The organism is Streptomyces sp. NPDC058279, from assembly GCF_042881255.1.
GTDB lineage: Bacteria > Actinomycetota > Actinomycetes > Streptomycetales > Streptomycetaceae > Streptomyces.
The window spans coordinates 303524-323445 of record NZ_JBHVYA010000001.1; the positions used below are offsets into that span (position 1 = coordinate 303524).

Consider the following 19922-nt stretch of genomic DNA (forward strand, 5'->3'; position numbering starts at 1 on the left):
ATCAGGGCGTTCGGTGAGCGGCCAGGACGGTAGTGGCGCCTCCGGGTGGGCAGAGCACGAGGCGCTCGGCCAGTCCCTCCCGGCGCGCGGCGTCCAGGAAAGCGGACAGGGGCGACTTCATGACGGTGTATTCCTCGTAATGCACCGGCATGTATCGGGCGGCGGCCACTCGCCGGCTGAGTTCGACCCCCTGGTCGGCGTCCATGGTGACGAGCAACCCCCCGGGCAGTGTGGTTCCGCCGAGATGGAGGACCGCCAGGTCGATGCCCGGGAACCGGCGCGATATTTCGCTCAGCCCTTCAAATACCAGCGTGTCACCGGTCAGGTACAGGTTGACGCTCCCGGGCAGGCCGACCCGTCCGAACCGCAGCAAAGCACCCATGACGGGCGGCAGGAGGCGTCGCAGCACGGGATTGCCCGCGTGCCGGGCCGGCAGGGCGGTGACCCGGACGTGGACGTCACCCGTGTGCAGGGCCTCTTCCTGCCACGTCGGAAGACCGTGTGCCTCGCGGAAGCCGTGCCACCTGCGCAGTCGCCGGGCAGCGTGCGGTGTGGTGAGGATCGGCAGGTGACGGTCCAGACCGCCTCGGGCGACCCGGTCGAAGTGGTCCCCGTGCAGGTGCGAGAGGACGACGGCGTCCAGCCTGGGCAAGGCGTCGACCCTGCGCGAAGGCTCGCGCAGGCGCCGGCTCACCAGCCCGTGGCCCAGGTAGGCGTACTGGCCTTTGTGCAGGAAGTTCGGGTCGGTCAGCAACGTCATTTCGCCGTACCTCAGCAGCAGGGTGGCATTGCCGATGAAGTCGATTTCCAGCCTGTCCGCGCCTGACGGGTCCATACCGACCTCCTCGCCGGGTGTTCCTCTGTCGTCGCCCACCCGTGAGGGCCCCTACCCGGCCCCTCACGACGCACGCGCGAATGCGTGGCGGCGCGTCGCCGGGTAGGCGCCTGGCGAGTTCACCGTGAGGTTCGGGTGATACAGCCCGTTTCTGCGCAATGGCGTACTGCTCCGCGACGCCCGGGCCAGGTCCGGATCACGGCACGGGGGCAGGGGTCTCACGCCGCGGTGAGGAGGGCCACCACGGTCGCGAGGAAGGCGAAGGCCGCGACGGTGAGGCCGACCAGGCGGCGGCGAAGGACCGCGTAGCGGAGACCGTATTCGCCTTTGAGTTCTTCGGCTCGGGCCACGACCGCTGTCAGTATCTGCCGCTTGAGCCGCAGGTGGTGTTGGGCGAAACGCTCGGCGATCACGCGTTGTTCGTCGGGGCCCAGCCAGGAAAGGGCCTGGGCGAAGCTCTCGCCCGCCTCATCGGCCTCGTGGCGGGCGGCCTGGCTCATGAGGTAGCCCTCGAGCCTGGCCAGGCCGGCTTCCACCTCGGATGAATGCCGCTCGTTCATCGCCGTCCGTGCCGGTCAGCGGGGCTGGTCCGGGCCGGGGCCGGAGCCCGGCAGGGACCCGCGGGGGGCGGCGGCGTTGTCCTGGTCGATGACGTCGCGCTTGCCGTGATCGCCCGCGTGGTCGAACGCGGCGACTTCCGGGTAGTGCAGGTCGAAGGCGGGGGATTCGGAGCGGACGCGCGGGAGGGTGACGAAGTTGTGGCGCGGCGGGGGGCAGGAGGTGGCCCACTCCAGGGAGCGGCCGTATCCCCAGGGGTCGTCGACGGTGACGCGCGGCGCGTATTTGGCGGTCTTCCAGACGTTGTAGAAGAAGGGGAGGGTCGAGCCGCCGAGCAGGAAGGCGCCGATGGAGGAGACGGTGTTGAGGGTGGTGAAGCCGTCGGCGGCGAGGTAGTCGGCGTAGCGGCGCGGCATGCCTTCGGCGCCCAGCCAGTGCTGAACCAGGAAGGTGAGGTGGAAACCGATGAAGAGGGTCCAGAAGTGGATCTTGCCGAGGCGCTCGTCGAGCATGGTGCCGGTCATCTTCGGCCACCAGAAGTAGAAGCCGGCGAACGTCGCGAACACGACGGTCCCGAAGACCACGTAGTGGAAGTGGGCGACGACGAAGTACGAGTCGGTGACGTGGAAGTCCATCGGCGGGGAGGCCAGGATGATGCCGGTCAGGCCGCCGAACAGGAACGTCACGAGGAACCCGACCGACCACAGCATCGGCGTCTCGAAGGAGAGCGAGCCCTTCCACATGGTGCCGATCCAGTTGAAGAACTTCACCCCGGTCGGCACCGCGATCAGGAACGTCATGAAGGAGAAGAACGGCAGCAGGACCGCCTGCGTGGCGAACATGTGGTGCGCCCACACCGTCACCGACAGGCCCGCGATCGCGATGGTCGCGCCGATCAGGCCGAGGTAGCCGAACACCGGCTTGCGGGAGAACACCGGGAGGATCTCGGTGATGATCCCGAAGAACGGCAGCGCGATGATGTAGACCTCCGGATGCCCGAAGAACCAGAACAGGTGCTGCCACAGGATGGGCCCGCCGTTGGACGGGTCGAAGACGTGCGCGCCGAACTTGCGGTCCGCCTCCAGCACCAGCAGCGCCGCCGCCAGGACCGGGAACGCGAACAGCACCAGCACCGAGGTCAGCAGGATGTTCCAGGTGAAGATCGGCATCCGGAACATCGTCATCCCGGGCGAGCGCATACAGATGATCGTGGTGACGAAGTTGACCGCGCCCAGGATGGTCCCGAAGCCGGACATCGCCAACCCCATGATCCACATGTCGCCGCCGATGTACGGGGTCCGCTGCACGCTGCTGAGCGGGGTGTAGGCCGTCCACCCGAAGTCGGCCGTGCCCTGCGGGGTCAGCAGACTCGCCACGACGATGACCCCGCCGAAGAAGAACAACCAGAACGACAACATGTTCAACCGGGGGAACGCCACGTCCGGCGCACCGATCTGCAGCGGCATGATCGCGTTGGCGAACCCGGCGAACGTCGGCGTCGCGAAGAACAGCAGCATGATCGTGCCGTGCAGCGTGAAGATCTGGTTGTACTGCTCGTTCGAGACGAACTGCAGCCCCGGCCGGGCCAACTCCGCCCGCAGCAGCAGGGCCAGCACGCCACCGATCACGAAGAAGACGAACGAGGCGATCAGGTAAAGGTGCCCGATCTTCTTGTGGTCCGTCGTCGACAACCACGAGACGAGCACTCTGCCCCACGAGCGGCCCCGTACGGGAATCGGCGTGACAGGCTCGATCGACGTCACCATGAAGTGTCCTTTACGGAAGACAAGTGCACGGACGCTCCGGTACCCGCGGCACCGGTTCTTTACGCACCGCTCACCTTTGTACTACGCAGAGTGACGCGACAGGGTCTGCGCAACGCTTCGCATCAGGGTGATCGGGCATCCGCCGCGCTGACGGTGCCCGGCTGCGGGCCGGGCCGGCCTCCCCGGACGGCCGATACCCGAGGCGGCGGGCTTCGATGACGCCATCCGTGTGGTCGGGGGTCACCGGGCCGCGAGGTCAGGTGTCGTTGACGGGTTTGCAGGAAAGACGCACCGCGTTCAACGCGTTCCACGCCGACTGGACGCCGAACGGGATCGTCGCGGTGTTCTGGCCGGGGAAGAACAGCACGTAACCGCGGGCGAGATGAGAGAGGCCGCCCCACGGTTCGCGGTCGTAGACCCGTCCAAGGGTGTGTCCGCACAGGTCACACGTGATCCACGGAACGACGAACAGGCCGGCCAGGGCGGCGCCCGCGCCGATGGTGTTGCCGTCCAAGGGGACCGTTTCGACGTGCCGGATCAGTCTCAGCGGAGCGTCGTCCCGGTCATTGCCCACGCAGCGCTGAATCCCCGGCTCCAGCGCCGTCCACACGCCCCAGACCTCGGACACCACGGCGATCTCCGCCCGCGTCGACTCGCTGATCGCGATGCCGTTCATCAGGAGGCCGGCGACGAGCAGGTCAAGCCCGGCTTCCTGCTCCCCGATCTTCCAGCAATCCGTGAAGTCCTGACCCTGGGCCCGCGGCAGAAGGGCCGCGAACCGGTACCACTGGGCCGCTTCCTCCGTCTCGGGCTTGTTCGGCATCCCGGGGCCCCCAGGTGGTGCGTGTTGGTGAGAACAGGGTCCCAGACCCTTGCGCGGGCGCCGACGGGCGCGTTACCGCGGATTCCTCCCGTTCAACCCAGGAGGTTGCCGTAGTACCCGCCGATCCGGCTGTAGTACTCGGGGTCCTCGATGTGCTTGTCACCGGTGAACTCGGGGGCCGCCTTGATCTGGTCCTTCGTCCGGTCGACGTGGAGCTTCTTCTCCTGCGTGTCGACGCGCGTGACCGTGCCCGCCGGGAGGAGGACCTCCCGGCCGAAGATCCAAGGGCCGGTGTCCACGACGATGTACGCCGAGTCGACCTCGTCCGAGTGCTTGCCGACCTTGCCGATGGTTCCGTCCGCCGCCTCCACCTCGTAACCCTTCAGGTCGAGGGCCTCGGCCCAGCCCGACCCTTCGCGGTAGCCCCACACGTTCACGTCCACGGCAGTTCCTCTCGTCCGGTTGCGTGCGGCCCTCGGCCTGTCCCGCCCGGCCCGGGCGGGGGCACTGCCGCGACCGCCCATGTGCCCCACACGGCGCGCCTCACACCTGGGGCGGTTCCCGGGCGACGACCGCCGCCGCGGGGCGGCCAGGGCCGCTTGTGCGTTACACGTTTGTGATTTCGGGCAGTTGCTCCGAGGTAGGAGCCACCACACGCGGACGACGAGAGACCGGGGTGAGCCTGATGCCGTACTCGGGGACCGACTCGACAACCACCGCCGCGGATAGGGCCCTGCCCCTTTCCCTGCGTCGGCCCGGGGCTGTCGCGCGGAGCCGTCGGGTCGCAGGGGCATTCCTCCAGGATCTTGAACCGGACGTTCCCCCGCTGGTTCGCGAAACCGTCGCGCTTGTCGTGTCGGAACTGGTGACGAACGCCCTGCGCCACGCCGGCGGGGCATGCGTCCTGCGGCTGAAGGCCGGCGCGGACCACATCGACGTCTTCGTCCACGACTCCAGCTCTCGTCCGCCTCGCCTGCGCACGCCTGACCTGAACGGAGGCGCGGGAGGGTTCGGATGGCCGATGATCCACCGTCTCGCGACCGAGGTCGAGATCACGTACGACCACGGCGGCGGGAAAACCGTCTGCGCTCGCCTGTCTCGAAACGACACCGACCCGGCACTGGTCGGACCCGGATGACCGCCTCGTTCCGAACCACGGACCACTGCGAAGGAGATGAACCTGACCATGACGAGATTCCTGGCCGTGGAGCGGGCCCTGCGTACAGCGGCACCCCATGACCTTCTCCACGCTGTTCGCACCGCGCTGGTCGAGCACTACCACGCGATCGGGGTGGACTTGTTGATGGCGGACTACAGCCTGTCCGTACTGCAACAAGTCACGGCTCTGCCTCACACGGCGGAGCCCCTTTCGGTGCAGACGTCCCCCGAGGGGCGCGCCTTCGAGAGTCAAGAGCCGTTCGGTCAGTACGCCGCCCGGGACAACGCGATGGACCTGCACCTGCCGGTGACCGTACGGGGGGACAGGCTGGGCATCCTGACCGTGCGCATGCCGGGGCGCCTCTGCGAGCCGGAGACGATCACGGAACTGGGAGACGTGGCGGAACTGCTGGGCCACGAGATCGTCGTCGCCGAACGCGACACCGACCTGTACCTGCAGGCGAGGCGGGCCAACCGGCTTACGCTGGCCGCCGAGATGCAATGGCAACTGCTGCCCGGTCGGGCCTGCGCGCGCCCGGAGTACGCGATCGGGGCGCAGTTGGAGCCCGCGTACGACATCCACGGCGACAACTTCGACTGGTCCACCACGGCCGAGACCCTGACCCTGGCCGTCACGAACGGCATGGGCGACGGGATCCGGGCTTCCCTGCTGACCAACCTGGCCGTCAACGCCCTGCGCAACGCCCGCAGGGCCGGCGTCGACATCGCCGACCAGGCCGCGTTGGCGGACCAGGCCATCTACTGGCAACACCGCGGCCGGGAGTATGTGTCCACCCTCTTGCTCTCGTTCGAACTGGCGACCGGGCGCGGCAAGGTCGTGGACGCCGGTTCCCCGCAGCTTTGGCGGTGCCGGGACAGATCGGTGGAGCGGGTGCGTTTCGAGGCGCAGTTCCCTCTCGGGATGTTCGAGGAGTCCGTCTACGTCGCCCAGGACTTCGACGCCCTCCCCGGAGACCGGCTGGTCTTCGTCAGCGACGGTGTCTACAGAGCTCCCGGCAAGGGCGGCGAGCCCTACAGCGAACGCGCTCTGGCCCGTGCCATCCATGCCACCAGCCTGCTGCCCGCCGCCGCGGTGCCGCGGGCCATCCTGCGGGAGCTGGCGGCGTACCGTGATACCGCCGCCGACGACGACGCGCTGGTGACCTGCTTGGACTGGTTCGGCCGACCGGCCGCCTGATCGAACGCCGCGGGGCAGTGCCCGCTCCGCCACGCGTGACGCTACGGCCGGTGCGGGTGGGCCCGGGGTGAAGAAAGGCACTCAGCGTGCCCAGGGACATTTGTGGCGCTCGGCAGGGATACTTTTATCAGAGAGGGCACACGACCCGTATCCATTCAGTCGGAAGCCCGTCGCCGGACGGTTCCTCTCTGAGAAGGATTCGCACCTGCACACGGGAGTGACGGCCACAATGGACCGCACGGGACCACCCGAAGACCCTCTGCGCGGCATGGCGCGAGAGGTGACGGAAGCGGCCGGGGCTCTGATGGACCTCTGGGGTCGAGCCGGGCAATCCACTCCCCCACGCCTGTCGAATTTGCAGGTGAGGGCCTTGGTCGTCGTACTGCGCCTGCCCGGCATCAACCTGACCCGGCTGGCCGAGGAAATCGGGACGGGTGCCCCCGCCACCAGCAGGTTGTGTGATCGCCTGGAAGCCGCAGGGCTGTTGAAGCGGCGCCGCTTGGAGGACAATCGGCGGGAGATCGGGCTCACCTTGACGCTGCACGGCCAGGAGGCGATAAATCGCTTGCACGATCTGCGCTCCGAGGCCGCGCGCGAGGTACTCGGCCGCATGCCGTCCGACCAGCGACAAAATCTCTTGGACGGCTTGCGCGCGTTCGCGAAGGCCGTGGAAGGCGACGACACGGGCCCGCAGGCCGGGCCGCGGCCCGCTACGTGACAGCGTCACCGCGCAGGGACGACCCGATACAGGGATGGTCTTTCAAGCCGGCCCTCAGGAGGGCCTCCCACGCCAGTCCATACAGACGACAGCGGCGTCCTGGGGCAGCTCGTGACCCCCGTGATGCTGAATCAGGCCGTCCACCACCGCACGGGCCGTCTCGTGTGCGGAGGACATGCGAGTCGCGGCGACGATCTCCTGCAGGGCCCGCTCGCCGAAGGCATCGCGCCCCTCGGTCGGGGAGCCGTGGACGCCGCTGCTGACGATCACCAGGCGGTCGCCCGGCAGCGCCTCGAAAGACTGCAGCCGGTAGTCGGTCTCCTCGAACATCCCCAGCGGCATCTGCGCTTCGAACGGCACGCGTCGCACGGTGTCGTCGCGCAGCCGGAACAGTTGGGGCGATCCCGCGTCCACCGCCTGCGCCCGGCCGGTGGCGAGATCGAACCGCAGCAGAAGCGACGGCGCGTACCGCTTGCCGCCGTATTCGGCATAGACGGCCTGGTCGGCGAGGCATGCCTGGTCTTCGAGACCGATGCCGGCGCGGCGGGCGTTGCGCAGCGCGTTCACGGCGAGATTGGTCAACAGGGCCGCGTCGATGCCGTGGCCTTGCCCGTCGGTGACGGTGACGGTCAGGAAGTCGTCGCTGGTGCTCCAGTCGAAGTTGTCACCACCGATGGCGTAAGCGGGCTCCAAGTGGCCGCCGAGGGTGACTTCCGGTCGGCTGAACCCGCGCCCGGGCAGGAGCTGCCATTGCATCTCGGCAGCCAGCGTGAGCCGCCTGCGGCGGCGGGCCTGCAGGTACAGATCGGTGTCCCGCTCCGCGACGATCAGCTCGTGCCCGAAGGCCGTGGCGAAGGCAGCCAACTCCAGTACGCGGGGAGCGCCCTTCACGGGCTCGGGCAGGCGCACGGACAGCACGCCCAAGCGGTCACCGCGTACGGTGATGGGCAGGTGGGCGATGACGATGCCGGGTTCGGAGGTGACCTCCACGATCGGGGCCTCGGCGGAGAACGCCCGACCGGCGGGAGCCCCCTCACGGACCGGGACCTGCTCTCCGGTGTGCGGAAGCCGCGTCACGGGCTGCAAGACAGTCAGTCCGTAGTCGGCGAGGAGCAAGGTCACCTCGCTCGCTTGCACGTACTTGGCCAGCAACTCGCCGGCGGCCGCCAGGAGGGCGGTCGGAGGCGCCGCTCGCAGGGCCCTCTCCGCAGCCCCGAGCCAGGCATCGCGGTCATCACTCATGGCTTCTTCTCTCATTGCCCGCGGGCGCAGGGGCAGCCGGCGTGAGGCCCGGGCCCGCATCGTCGAAGGCGGCGCCGCCCTTCTTCATGTTCCACCTCTGACAACCGCGCTGCCATGTCACGAGCCGAAAGACCCGGCGGCTCATCACTCCCCGGTCGATGATACTTGCCGCAGGGCAATTGTTTCCCGCCGTCTTGCCCTCTGATCACGGCGGCCGGCCGTCGCACCGAGTGCCCGTGGGCGCGCGACCAACTCCGCCTTTGGACGTCCATATGACATATGTACTGGCCGAGAGGTGATTACCGGCCCTATGGGGGCGGCTGCGACTCTCCATAGACTCGGATCATGTCGAAAACACACGAAGTCGGACGTGCCGACTCCTGGGAAGGCGTCGTGACCGCCATGTCCCGGGGCATGCTCGACGGCTCGAACATGTACCACTTCGCCGAGATCCGCCTTGATGGCGGCGAAACCGTAAAGATCCGGATCGACCGTCGACTGTGGAAGTCGATCGCGGTCGGCGATCGGATCGTCAAGCGTCCGGGAGCCGACCCGGCCAAGGAATAGCCCGCGGCGACGTCAGCCCTCAGGGGTGGTGATAACGCCCGCACTCGAGGTGTACGCCCGTCACATCATCGAGGCACACCACATACGCGGGGACCGTTACGACCGAGTGCGGCAGCAGTCCGACGCCGGCCACAAGCGGGGAGCGGCATTACGGCTCGAACCCATGGGTCCCGCCGCTTCCCTGACGTGGCCTCAGCGAGGTACCCCGCCACGTCTTCATCGGGAAGGCGGCGGGGAGTGCCGGCGGCTTCAGGTCGGCGGCAAAAAGACAAGGGCAGGGAGATGTCTCTCCTTGCCCTTCTCAACTTATAGCGCACGGGGGGGCTTGCGGCAAGGCCCGGGGCTTGCCGCAGAATCGTCGCCCGAGCCCACAACCTGCGGAAACGAGGGCACGAGTGTGTGTCGTAGTCGATGAATGGGGCGCGGTGTCGCCCGCGTCGATCGGACAGTGCAGTGCAACGCGGTACGGCGGCCCCGGAGGCATCGCATGATCGAGCAGTACGTATTGGATCTGCAAAAGGTTGACGAGACGCTGGTCGGGCTCGTCGGCGGCAAGGGAGCGAACCTGGGCGGGCTGTCACGTATCCCGGGCGTCCGCGTGCCGGCGGGCTTCTGTGTGACAACGGACGCCTTCCGCCGGGTCCTGGCCGAAGCGCCGTCGATCGACGATCGGCTCGATCGGCTGTCGCGTCTGGACCCGAACGATCGGGAGGCGATCCGGACGCTCAGCGCGGAGATCCGCCGGACCATCGAGGACATCGCCCTCCCGGATGATCTCGCGGCGGAGATCACTCGCGCGCTCGCCCACAACGGCGAGCACGCCGCTTACGCCGTCCGTTCCAGCGCGACGGCGGAGGACCTGCCGACGGCCTCCTTCGCGGGTCAGCAGGACACGTACCTGAACGTCGTGGGGTCCGCGGCGATCCTTCGGTGCGTCAGCCGGTGCTGGGCCTCGCTGTTCACCGAGCGGGCCGTCACCTACCGGCGGCGCAACGGCATCGACCACCGGGCGGTCCACATGGCCGTGGTCGTGCAGGAGATGGTCTTCCCGCATGCTGCCGGCGTCCTGTTCACGGCCGATCCCGTGACGGGCAACCGGAAGGTCGCCGGCGTGGACGCCGGTTTCGGCCTCGGCGAGGCGCTGGTCTCGGGAGTGGTGAACCCGGACGTCTACAAGGTGCGGGACGACGAAGTCCTCGTCGAGGCGATCGCCGTCAAGCAGCGTGCCATTCGCGCTCTGCCCGGCGGCGGCACGCGGGAAGTGGCGGTCGACCCGCGGCATCAGGAGCAGCCGGCTCTGACGCACGCACAGGTCCTGCGGCTCGTGGGGCTCGGGCGGCAGATCGAGGCGTACTTCGGCCGCCCGCAGGACATCGAATGGTGCCTGGTCGACGATGACTTCCGGATCGTGCAGAGCCGGCCGATCACCACGCTGTTCCCCGTCCCCGAGACAGCCGACCAGGGGAATCACGTCTACGTCTCCGTCGGGCATCAGCAGATGATGACCGACCCCATGAAGCCCCTGGGGCTGTCCATGTGGCAGCTCACGGCCATGGTGCCGATGCACGCCGCCGGCGGGAGACTGTTCGTCGACGTCACGCCGCGGTTGGCCTCGCCCGCGAGCCGCACCGCCTTCCTGGACCTCGTGGGGAGGGCCGACCCGCTGATCAAGGACGCGCTGGAGACCGTACTGGACCGCGACGATTTCGTGCCTTCGATTCCCGACGCGGCTCCCGGCGGGCGGCCCGTCGGCGCCTCCGCCCCCATCGAGACCGATCCGACCGTGGTCACCGAGTTGATCGAGCGCAGCGAGGCGTCCGTCCGGTCCCTGCGGCGCGCCATCCGGACGAAGACCGGACCGGCCCTGTTCGACTTCCTGCTGGATGCCTTCGAGGAGCACAAGCGGGTCCTCGGTGATCCGCTGAACCTTCAGGTGATCATGGCGGGGATGGAGGCCACGTGGTGGCTCAATGACAAGTTGCACGAGTGGCTCGGCGAGAAGAACGCGGCCGACACGCTCACACTGTCCGCGCCCGGCAACATCACCTCGCAGATGGGCCTGGAGTTGCTCGACGTCGCGGACGTGATCCGCCCGCATCCGCAGGTGGTGGCCTTCCTCCAGGGCGTCGAAGACGAGGGCTTCCTGGACGAGTTGACGAAGCTCCCGGGCGGGGCCGAAGCACGGAACGCGATCGAGGGCTACCTCGACCGGTACGGCATGCGCTGCGTCGGCGAGATCGACATCACCAGGCCCCGTTGGCGCGAGCGCCCCAGCACGCTCGTACCCGTGATCCTCGACAACGTCAGGAACTTCGAGCCGGGTGCCGCCGAGCGGCGCTTCGAGCAAGGGCGCCAGGCGGCCCGGAAGAAGGAACAGGACGTGCTGTCACGTCTGCGGGCCCTGCCGGACGGGGAGCGCAAGGCCGACGAGACCAAGCGGATGATCGACCGGGTCCGGACCTTCATCGGATACCGGGAGTACCCGAAGTACGGCATCATCAGCCGCTACTTCGTCTACAAAGAGGCTTTGCTGGCGGAGGCGGAGCGGCTCGTGCGGGCCCGTGTGCTCGCCGAGAAGGAAGACGTTTTCTACCTCACGTTCCAGGAGTTCCATGACGTCGTGCGCTCGAAGCAGGTCGATGACCGGCTCATTCGGCAACGCAAGGACGCTTTCCGGGCGTATCAGCAGCTCACGCCCCCTCGTCTGTTGACCTCGGACGGCGAGTCCGTCAACGTGGCATACCGGCGCGACGGCCTGCCGGCCGGCTCCCTGGTCGGCTTGCCGGTGTCCGCAGGGACCGTGGAGGGGAGGGCGCGCGTCATCCTCGACATCGCGGAGGCGGATTTCGAGGCGGGCGACATCCTCGTCACGGCCTACACGGACCCCAGTTGGTCGCCCCTGTTCGTGGGAGTCGCGGGCTTGGTGACGGAGGTGGGGGGCCAGATGACGCACGGCTCGGTGATCGCCCGAGAGTACGGCCTGCCCGCGGTGGTGGGTGTGGAGGGGGCCACCCGACTGATCCGCGACGGACAGCGCATCCGGGTCCACGGAACCGACGGGTACGTCGAGATCCTCCCCTGACCGGGTCACGCTCAGGGCTTCGTGGGGCACCGCCGGGCCGGACACCACGAGGCGACATCTACTCTGAGCAGCGCAGATTCTTTCGCGTTCGATATCGGACAGGACCGGACCGGGACGGCCGTCGATCTTTGGAGGTGAGCAGGTCCCCTGCTGCGTCACGGCGACCGTCCCGGCCGTCTTTCCGGCCTCCCCTTGCCGCCCGCCACCGGCGGATGCCCGGCCGGGCCGCGCCCCGCCGGAACGGGCGGCAGCTCATGCCGGCGTGCACATCACCACGCGCACATCACCAGTAGTGCTTGCGGCCGCCGACGGCGTGGCCGACAGCGCCCAGTATCCAGAGGATGAGACCGATGACGACGAGGACGATGCCGATCGTCCACAGGATACTGATGCTGGTGAGGAAGCCGACGATGAGAAGAATGATGCCGAGGACGATCATGGTGTCCTCCATATCTCGTGGGGTCACGGTTACGGTTGAGGAGTACTCCCCCGCCCCAGCGCTCCATCCTCCGCAAGGCGCATACCCGGGGATGGCGTGATCACTCCGCTGTAGCGCCCGGAGATGTTCCGCCTGGCGAGCCCGCCCCTCCCCCGGCGACGGGAGACACCGGCGGCGCGCCGGGGCGGCCGTCGGATGTCCGCTCAGACGGCCGGCGAGCGCTGCGGGTGGGGCATGTTCCAGCCCTCGGCGAGCTTTGAGGGGTGAATGTTGTGCCCGCCCCCGAAGAACTCGCAGAACTTCATGATCAGCGGATCCCAGCCGAGTGGGTCCACATGGTGGGTGCCCGGGATGACGAGCCCCTCCTCGACATGGGCGCGTAGGACTTCGACCTCGATGGCGGTGGCGGTGGCTGTGCCGCTTTGTGTGGTGCCGCCGAACGGATGGGCCGAGACGACCCTGCACTCCAGTTGGACCGGACATTCCGCGACCCGAGGCGCCCGGACCACATCCGATGCCTGCTCGGTCAGCCGCCCCGCCGCGAACTTGTCCGGCTCGTACCGGTACCCCTGCCGCGCCTTGCGGTCCGGCACGGTCGGTTTCCCGGTGGTGAGCGCGAGCCGGTCCACGGCATCGACCATCGCCGACGAGGGCAGGTTGAGCACGCACTCCCCCTCCCGCAGCAGGTTCGCGGTGGTCTGGGCGCTGTTGCCGAGACCGAGCATGCAGGACTGACCCAGCCACCACGCCGAGGACATCGGCGCGAGGTTCGCCGTACCGTCCTCGTTGAGCGAGCTGATCAACACCACCGGAGTTCCGAAGTACAGGACCTTGAGCCCGGGGACCACGTGCATGCGCCGTGCCTTTCGCCGAAATGTCGGACGGACCGGCCCGCGCCGATGAGGCGAGCCGTCGTCGACCCTCTCGTGAGCGAGACCGTGACGCCGGCGGCTATCCGACGTCGCGTTCGGCGGGGGCCGACCCGGTGTTCGGTGTCAGAGGGCGGTGCGAGGATGGCCGTGTGTTCCGGGAGACAACCGGACCGTCGACGTGGGTAGGTTTCGAGACAGGAGGCTGAGGCCGCATGGCCAAGGAAATCCAGGTGACTTACGACTGCGCCGATCCGGCCGCGCAGGCGGCGTTCTGGGCTCAGGCGCTGGGCTATCGCGTCCAGCCGCCGCCCGAGGGCTTCGCCGACTGGACGGCCGCGCTGACGGCGTGGGGCGTGCCGCCTGAGCTCCACAACAGCCGGTCGGCCATCACGGATCCGGACGGCAAGGGGCCGCGGGTGTTCTTCCAGAAGGTCCCGGAGGGCAAGACGGGCAAGAACCGCTTGCACCTGGATGTGCGTGCGGCACCCGGCCTGACCGGGGACGAGCGCATGGCCGCGCTGGAGGTCGAGGCCACCAGGCTGGAGGCGCTGGGAGGGAAACGGCTGTACCGGCTCGACCCCAACGGCCTGGACGAGGGGATCATCGTGATGGCCGACCCGGAGGGGAACGAATTCTGCCTCGATTGACGGCAGTCGGGCCTGTCCTCGGCACAGGGGGCGCCCCGCATCGCGGCCGCCCCGCCGGCTCTTGCGGAAGGGCCGAGCGGGGCAACCGGCCGCCCTCTGCGTCCCGCGAGCCGAGCGTGATCCTTCGCCGCCTTGATCGTTGACCAGCTCATGACTCGTCTCAGGAAGCTCGTGACACTCCTCGCCGCCTGCGCCTTCCCCCTGCTCGTCGCCACCCCGGCCAGTGCCTCGGTCGACGGCCACTGCGGCAAGTACATCTGCGTGATGACCGCACACCACAACCGGTTCGTCCAGGACATCACCGTCCAGACCCGGGACGGCCTGCGCGGAACGCTCCGCGCCTCATGGGGCGACTACCACTCCGGCAGGGTCAACGCCGCGTCCCACCGGTGGGAGGTCGGCTACGAGCAAGCACACGCGAAGAAGGTGTGCGGCAGCCTCGAGCGCGACGGCCGTTCCATCGAAGACCGGGTCTGCGTCACGATCTGACGCCTGCCGACCGGGGTCGGCCCGCGCTCAGCGGGCGGCCGGTCGCAGCCCGTACGACGCCGGTCGCCGGGTCCACGGAGGAGCGGACCCGGCGACCGGTGGCGTGACTGGCGTGCCTCAGGCCCGGCGCTCCCGCTCCCAGCGGTAGAAGCAGTGCGCCATCGCGTCCTTCGGCGAGCGCCAGGTATCGGGGTCGTAGGCACTGACGTACGGGGACAGCCGCCGGCTGACGTCGACGAACTCCGGGTGCCCGCTCGCCTTGGCGATGGCGGGGCCGGGGTCCTGCTCGCTCTCGATGAGGTGCAGGTACACGTCGCCGAACTGGAAGAGGCTGCGCCGCGCGACCCCGACGAGGTGCGGCAGCTCCCCGCGGTCCGAGGACCCGAAGACCTCGGCGATGTCGGGGGCCGAGCCGGGTGCCATCCGGGCGACGATCAACGTGTGGTGCATCGGGTTCTCCGTCCGGCTCAGTCGGTGAGCACCGGCGCGGGCCGGCGTTCGGCGGCGGCCTGCTCGATGCGCTCGCGGATCAGAGACATCTGGACCTTGGAGTTCCGGTTGATGTTGTCCGTCATCCAGTCGTCGTCGACCGGCGCCTCCGGCTTCATGGCGAAGTCCTGCGTCCACACCATCCGGGTGCCCTGGGGCACCTCCTCGTACTGCCATCGGATGTTCATGTGGGCGAAGGGACCGGTCTCGACGCGGCGCGCGGTGACGCTCAGCCGGTCCCGGTCGGTCTCGCGCTCGGACACCCAGCTCCACACGGTCCCGTTCTCGTCCGGGTGCATGGTCAGCCGGAAGGTCGTCTTGTTCCCCTCGACGGAGAGGATGTCGGCGGACGCGTACTCGCTGAACAACTGCGGCCAGTTCGCCACGTCGTTGGTCATGTCCCAGACCAGGTCGACCGGCGCGCCGATGGTGATCTCGTTCTGCGTGTGGCCCGCCACGTCACGCTCCTGCCACGAGGCTGCTGTTGACCAGGTCGAGGAACTGGCGCGGGGTCTTGCAGCGTTCCGCGTCGGTGGGCATCGACGTACCGTGCCGGTTCTCCAGTTCGCCGACGATGCCGAGCAGCCCGAGCGAGTCGAGGCCGAAAGTGTCGAAACCGGAGTCGCTGCGCTGTTCCAGCTCGGCGGGGTCGACGGTGACCCCGGCGGCCTTCTTCATGAGTTCGGCCAGTTCTTCCACGGTGATGCGGTCACTCATGGCATTCCTCTCCTTGTGTTCCGGGGTGCCCCGCTACGGGGCACCCGTGGCGCCGCGCCGGAGCACGAGCGCCGAGTTCGACCCCATGAGTCCCCGGCTCAGGACCAGCGCGGTGCGCAGCTCGACGGCGCGGGCGCGGGTGGTCACGAGGTCGAGGTCATGGCAGATGTCGAACACGTTGGGGGTGGGTGGGATGACGCCGTACTCCATGGCCAGCACCGCTGCGGCGGCGTCCAGTACGGGCGCGGCGCAGTAGCCGCGGCCGATGCCGGTCTTGGGGGCGGTGACGGGCACGCGCTTGGCGTGCCCGCCGAGGGCGTCGGCGATGGCCAGCGCCTCGGCGCGGTCGGCCTCGGGTACGCCGAGGGCGTCGGCGAAGACCACGTCGACCTCCTCGGGGGCGCAGCCGGCCTCGGCCAGGGCCCCCTCGATGGCTCGCGCGAGTCCTTCGCGGGACTCCTCCCAGCAGGAGGCGCCGGTGAACGTCGCTGAGTGTCCCGCGATGACGGCGCGCACCGTGGCGCCCCGCTCCCGCGCGGCGTCCTCCTCCTCCACCACGAGCATCCCGCCGCCCTCGGCGGGTACGAACCCGCAGGCCGCGGAGGTAAAGGGGCGGTAGGCCCGGTCGGGGTCCGCTTCGGTGCTCAGCTCCGGGTAGCCGAGCTGGCACACCATCGAATACGGGGCCAGGGGTGCCTCGGTCGAGCCGGCCACGATCACGTCGGTGCCGCGCCGCACGGCCCGCGCGGCGTGCGCGAGGGCGTCCAGGCCGCCGGCCTCGTCGGCCGCCACGACCGAGCACGGCCCCTTGAAGCCGTGGCGGATGGAGATCTGGCCGGTACTTGCCGCGTAGAACCAGGCGATGGACTGGTAGGGGCCTACGAACCGGCTGCCCTTGCCCCACAGCTGTTGCAGCTCGCGCTGGCCGAACTCGCCGCCGCCGGAGCCGGCGGCGGTGACCACGCCCACGGAGAAGGGCGCCTCGCCGGTGGCGGTCTGCCCGAGCCGGGCGTCCTCCAGGGCGGAGTCGGCCGCCGCCATGGCGAAGTGCGTGAACCGGTCGGTCTGGACGAGGAAGCGCTCCTCGACGGCCGTGGCCGGTTCGAAGGCGCGCACCTCGCCGGCCACCCGCAGCGGGAGGTGGTCACACCCCTCGCGGGTGATGCGGCCGAGGACGCTGATGCCTTCCCGGGTGGCCTTCCAGAAGGCGTCCGTACTCAGTCCATTCGGCGCGATCACGCCGATTCCGGTGACGGCGGCACGCCGTGGGTGCGGTTGGCTCATCGTGTCCTCTACCCCTTCCGGTTCAGGACCACCGCGGACTGGAAGCCGCCGAATCCGCTGCCCACGGACAGCACGCCGCCCAGCTTCCGTTCGCGGGCGACACGGGGGACGTAGTCCAGGTCGCACTCGGGGTCCGGCGTCTCGTAGTTCGCGGTCGGCGGGACGACTTGGTGGCGCATGGCCAGGACGCAGGCCACCAGCTCGATCGCCCCGATCGCGCCGAGGGAGTGCCCGACCATGGACTTGATGGAGCTCATGGGCGTGGCGTAGGCGTGGTGGCCCAAGGCCCGTTTGACCGCCGCGGTCTCGTGACGGTCGTTCTGCCGGGTGCCCGAGCCGTGGGCGTTGACGTAGTCGATCGCCGAACGGTCCACGCGCGCGTGGTCGAGGGCGCTCTCGATGGCCCGGGCCATCTCCAGACCCTCACCGGTCAGCCCGGTCATGTGGTAGGCGTTGCCGAAGGTGGCGTATCCGCCGATCTCGCAGTACACCTGCGCGCCGCGGGCGCGGGCGTGTTCCAACTCCTCGAGCACCAGGACCGCCGCGCCCTCGCCCATCACGAACCCGTCGCGGTCGTTGTCGAACGGCCGGGAGGCGTGGGCAGGGTCGTCGTTGTTGGGCGACGTGGCCTTGATGGCGTCGAAGCAGGCCATGGTGATGGGTGAGATCGGGGAATCGGACGCGCCGGCTATACAGACGTCGGCCCGGCCCTCCTCGACCGTGTGGAAGGCGTAGCCGACGGCGTCGAGCCCGGAGGTGCAGCCCGTGGAGACGGTTTGGACCGGGCCGCGGGCCCCGAAGCGTTCGGCGATCGTGGAGGCCAGCGTGCTGGGCGAGAACGCCCGGTGCAAGTGCGGTTTCGCCTCGCGTGGGTCCACGTCCCAGCGCTGTCCGCCGTTGCTGACCAGTACGTAGTCCTTCTCCAGACGGGTGGTGCCGCCGACGGCGGTGCCCAGGGAGACCCCGACCCTCCAGGGGTCCTCCCGGGAGAGGTCCAGGCCGGCGTCGTGGACCGCCTCGTCGCCGGCGGCCAGCGCGAATTGGATGTAGCGGTCGGCGCGGGCTTCCTGTTCCGCGTCCAGCCCGTGGGCCGCCGGGTCGAAGTCGCACTCGGCGGCGATCCGTGAGCGCAGGCCCGTCGGGTCGAAGAAGGTGATGCCCCGGGTCGCGGTTCGCCCGCCGGCGAGCAGGTCCCAGAACGCCGGTGCGCCGATGCCGCCGGGCGCCACCACGCCGAGGCCCGTGACGGCCACCCTCCGAGTCATGAACGGACCTGGGAGAGGTCGGCAGGCGGGGCGCCGTCCGCCACCGCGTCGGTGCCCTCGGTGTCGACGTGGCCGAGCGGTGGGGTCGGCGCCAGCGGTCCCAGATGGAAAACGATACGGGCCTCGGTGTCGCCGACGTTGCGGAAGCGGTGGCGTACGTGGGCGGGGATCAGGAGGCCGTGCTCGGGTCGCAGGGGGTGCGGCTCGCCGTCAAGGTCCACTTCGAGCCGCCCGCAGACGACGTACACGAACTCCTCGGAGTACGGGTGGTAGTGCTCGCCGATGCGGTCTCCGGGCTGCACGATGGCCACGCCCATGAAGCCGCTGGTGGAGCCGACCGTGGCGGGGGTGAGCAGGGCGCGCAGGTCGCCGCCGCGCCGGCGGTTGGACTCGACGTCGTCGAGTCCGACGATTCGGGGCTTGGATGTGATCACGACGTTCCTCCGTTGTGTGCCGCGCCGGGCGTGGTGTGGCCGCGACCCGCGCGTTCCTGTCAGGCGTCCGGCGAGCGGCGGTCGGTGATGAGTTCCATGCGAGCGAGATCCAGCAGCCGTGCGAAGTCGCCGCTCCGCAGAGCGGAGAGGTCGGTCCCGGGCGCGCCGCCCTCGAAGAGGGTGGTCAGTTCGGCCGCCTCGACGGGGTCGGTCAGGCCCAGGCAGAGCGCGGGGTCGGCCGCTTCGAGACCGCCGTGCACGTCGATCAGGCGCACCACGACCTCGTCGCGCTGGAAGATCGTGCTGCGCAGCACCGGGCTGCGCGGGTCGTCGGCCGCCGCCTCGTCGTGCTGGGCGAGCAGCTCGGCCAGCCGCATGCCGCAGTCCGGGCGGGCCTCGTAGTAGAGGGCGTGGCGCTGTGCCTCGGGGTGCTCGTGCCCGGCGGTCACGTGGTGCAGGGCGGGCAGGGCCGCGCGGGTGAAGAAGACACGCGCCGACTCGGGGTCGTTGAGGTCCCGGTCCTGCTCCAGGTAGGGGTTGATGGCCTCCTCGACGGCCCGCACCTCGGGCTGCCGGGCTACGTGGCGCAGCGCCGCGAGCAGGTCGCCCTTGACCTCGACGGCCCGCACCACCCGGTTGCCGTACATGAACAGGGAGGTGCGGCACAGCCGGGTGGTGTCGTCGACCCGCGGCTCGGGCGAGGCGTAGTCCGCGAGGATCTTGGCGACGGTCTCCTCGCTGCCCGGCTTGACGGTGAAGGTGAGGGCGTGGCGGACCACACCGTCGCCGACGCGGGGGGAGGTCTGCAGGCGGCGCCGGTCGGGGGTGGTGTCGGTGGCCGGGCCGCCGGTCTCCCGTACGACGTGGAAGCGCAGCGACCTGGTGTCCCGGACGCAGCCGTGCAGCGGCGACACCATCCGTACGTGCTCTTCGCTGTTCACCCAGGCGAGGAAGGGCGGGGCGCTCTCCCATTCGCTGGTGATGAGCCATTGGGATGGATTTTCGATCGACTGGCACAGCTGGTCACTGACGTGCCCCGGAACCGACGAGACCTGGGTGCAGAGTTGTTCGTACGCCTCCAGGAACTGCTGTTGGGCGCCGTCGTACACATCCACCAACAGGACGACGCGGAGCCTGGAGCCGTCGAACACGGACTGGGAGACACGTTTCGGCATCTGTCGCTTCAGCGGTTCTGAAACACGTGCAGACGTGGTGGTCATCCTGCGTACAACTCCTTCGAGGGCAGAGGTGAACGCCGGTCGCGTGGTCGCGACGTCAGCGTGCCTTGATCCTGTGCCTGTCCCGGGAAGTGCGCGACCCGTATGAACCACGCGGGTGA

At 69.2% G+C, this 19922-nt stretch carries 22 protein-coding genes; 7 read left to right on the forward strand and 15 right to left on the reverse strand.

The genetic code is table 11. The features are described from left to right. Position 1: 1 nt before the first annotated feature. From ACFVXJ_RS01450 to ACFVXJ_RS01470, 5 genes are all read right to left on the reverse strand, one after another. Entirely contained in the window at positions 2-835 is an 834-nt protein-coding gene (locus tag ACFVXJ_RS01450; RefSeq protein WP_389656787.1) for an MBL fold metallo-hydrolase, read from the reverse strand. A gap of 218 nt (positions 836-1053) precedes the next feature. Further along, positions 1054-1395 carry a hypothetical protein gene (locus ACFVXJ_RS01455; protein WP_389656790.1) on the reverse strand — a complete coding sequence of 114 codons (342 nt, stop codon included), beginning with the start codon at positions 1393-1395 and terminating at the stop codon, positions 1054-1056. A gap of 15 nt (positions 1396-1410) precedes the next feature. Then, positions 1411-3159: a cytochrome c oxidase subunit I gene (ctaD, locus tag ACFVXJ_RS01460; RefSeq protein WP_389656793.1), complete on the reverse strand. Its 1749-nt coding sequence runs from the start codon at positions 3157-3159 to the stop codon at positions 1411-1413. Positions 3160-3415: 256 nt separating this feature from the next. Beyond that, positions 3416-3982: a hypothetical protein gene (locus ACFVXJ_RS01465; protein WP_389656796.1), complete on the reverse strand. Its 567-nt coding sequence runs from the start codon at positions 3980-3982 to the stop codon at positions 3416-3418. A gap of 92 nt (positions 3983-4074) precedes the next feature. Continuing rightward, entirely contained in the window at positions 4075-4425 is a 351-nt protein-coding gene (locus tag ACFVXJ_RS01470; RefSeq protein ID WP_389656799.1) for a PRC-barrel domain-containing protein, read from the reverse strand. A 242-nt stretch (positions 4426-4667) separates the two neighbouring features. On the opposite strand from ACFVXJ_RS01470, the gene ACFVXJ_RS01475 reads away from it, so the two are divergent. From ACFVXJ_RS01475 to ACFVXJ_RS01485, 3 genes are all read left to right on the forward strand, one after another. After that, complete coding sequence (locus ACFVXJ_RS01475; RefSeq protein ID WP_389658550.1) at positions 4668-5120, forward strand: ATP-binding protein; 453 nt, start codon at positions 4668-4670, stop codon at positions 5118-5120. 48 nt (positions 5121-5168) lie between these two features. Then, on the forward strand, positions 5169-6338 hold the full coding sequence (locus tag ACFVXJ_RS01480; RefSeq protein WP_389656802.1) for a PP2C family protein-serine/threonine phosphatase: 1170 nt from the start codon (positions 5169-5171) through the stop codon (positions 6336-6338). A gap of 304 nt (positions 6339-6642) precedes the next feature. Further along, a complete protein-coding gene (locus ACFVXJ_RS01485; protein WP_389658553.1) occupies positions 6643-7056 on the forward strand; it encodes a MarR family winged helix-turn-helix transcriptional regulator in 414 nt (137 codons plus the stop codon). A 54-nt stretch (positions 7057-7110) separates the two neighbouring features. On the opposite strand, the gene ACFVXJ_RS01490 is transcribed toward ACFVXJ_RS01485, so the two are convergent. Beyond that, positions 7111-8298 carry a PP2C family protein-serine/threonine phosphatase gene (locus ACFVXJ_RS01490; RefSeq protein ID WP_389656805.1) on the reverse strand — a complete coding sequence of 396 codons (1188 nt, stop codon included), beginning with the start codon at positions 8296-8298 and terminating at the stop codon, positions 7111-7113. Positions 8299-8643: 345 nt separating this feature from the next. Between ACFVXJ_RS01490 and ACFVXJ_RS01495 the strand changes: the two genes are divergently transcribed. Together ACFVXJ_RS01495 and rph are read left to right on the forward strand one after the other, a co-directional pair. Beyond that, entirely contained in the window at positions 8644-8865 is a 222-nt protein-coding gene (locus tag ACFVXJ_RS01495; protein WP_389656808.1) for a hypothetical protein, read from the forward strand. A gap of 487 nt (positions 8866-9352) precedes the next feature. Next, entirely contained in the window at positions 9353-11947 is a 2595-nt protein-coding gene (gene rph, locus ACFVXJ_RS01500) for a rifamycin-inactivating phosphotransferase (RefSeq protein WP_389656811.1), read from the forward strand. A 283-nt stretch (positions 11948-12230) separates the two neighbouring features. On the opposite strand, the gene ACFVXJ_RS01505 is transcribed toward rph, so the two are convergent. After that, the gene (locus ACFVXJ_RS01505; RefSeq protein WP_389658556.1) at positions 12231-12386 is read right to left on the reverse strand and encodes a DUF6131 family protein; all 156 of its coding nucleotides are present in this window, start codon (positions 12384-12386) and stop codon (positions 12231-12233) included. 203 nt (positions 12387-12589) lie between these two features. Next, on the reverse strand, positions 12590-13240 hold the full coding sequence (locus tag ACFVXJ_RS01510; protein WP_389656814.1) for a flavin reductase family protein: 651 nt from the start codon (positions 13238-13240) through the stop codon (positions 12590-12592). 230 nt (positions 13241-13470) lie between these two features. On the opposite strand from ACFVXJ_RS01510, the gene ACFVXJ_RS01515 reads away from it, so the two are divergent. Both ACFVXJ_RS01515 and ACFVXJ_RS01520 read left to right on the forward strand, forming a co-directional pair. Next, positions 13471-13905, forward strand: coding sequence for a VOC family protein (locus ACFVXJ_RS01515; RefSeq protein ID WP_389656817.1), 435 nt, complete (start codon positions 13471-13473; stop codon positions 13903-13905). A gap of 150 nt (positions 13906-14055) precedes the next feature. Then, a complete protein-coding gene (locus ACFVXJ_RS01520; RefSeq protein ID WP_389656820.1) occupies positions 14056-14394 on the forward strand; it encodes a hypothetical protein in 339 nt (112 codons plus the stop codon). Between the two features lie 117 nt (positions 14395-14511). Here the strand turns inward: ACFVXJ_RS01520 and ACFVXJ_RS01525 are convergent, their stop codons facing one another. From ACFVXJ_RS01525 to ACFVXJ_RS01555, 7 genes are read right to left on the reverse strand one after another with little or no spacing between them, the layout of a single operon-like run. Then, a complete protein-coding gene (locus ACFVXJ_RS01525) occupies positions 14512-14844 on the reverse strand; it encodes a TcmI family type II polyketide cyclase (protein ID WP_389656823.1) in 333 nt (110 codons plus the stop codon). A gap of 17 nt (positions 14845-14861) precedes the next feature. Beyond that, positions 14862-15341, reverse strand: coding sequence for an SRPBCC family protein (locus ACFVXJ_RS01530; RefSeq protein WP_389656826.1), 480 nt, complete (start codon positions 15339-15341; stop codon positions 14862-14864). A gap of 1 nt (position 15342) precedes the next feature. Then, a complete protein-coding gene (locus ACFVXJ_RS01535; RefSeq protein WP_389656829.1) occupies positions 15343-15600 on the reverse strand; it encodes an acyl carrier protein in 258 nt (85 codons plus the stop codon). A 33-nt stretch (positions 15601-15633) separates the two neighbouring features. After that, a complete protein-coding gene (locus ACFVXJ_RS01540; protein ID WP_389656832.1) occupies positions 15634-16884 on the reverse strand; it encodes a ketosynthase chain-length factor in 1251 nt (416 codons plus the stop codon). An 8-nt stretch (positions 16885-16892) separates the two neighbouring features. Beyond that, positions 16893-18149, reverse strand: a complete 1257-nt coding sequence (locus ACFVXJ_RS01545) for a beta-ketoacyl-[acyl-carrier-protein] synthase family protein (RefSeq protein ID WP_389656835.1) — start codon at positions 18147-18149, stop codon at positions 16893-16895. Next, the gene (locus ACFVXJ_RS01550; protein ID WP_389656838.1) at positions 18146-18583 is read right to left on the reverse strand and encodes a cupin domain-containing protein; all 438 of its coding nucleotides are present in this window, start codon (positions 18581-18583) and stop codon (positions 18146-18148) included. Before ACFVXJ_RS01550 ends, ACFVXJ_RS01545 begins: the two co-directional genes overlap by 4 nt. A gap of 59 nt (positions 18584-18642) precedes the next feature. Further along, positions 18643-19803 (reverse strand): SchA/CurD-like domain-containing protein, encoded by a 1161-nt coding sequence (locus tag ACFVXJ_RS01555; protein WP_389656841.1) that lies wholly within the window; start codon positions 19801-19803, stop codon positions 18643-18645. Positions 19804-19922 lie beyond the last annotated feature (119 nt).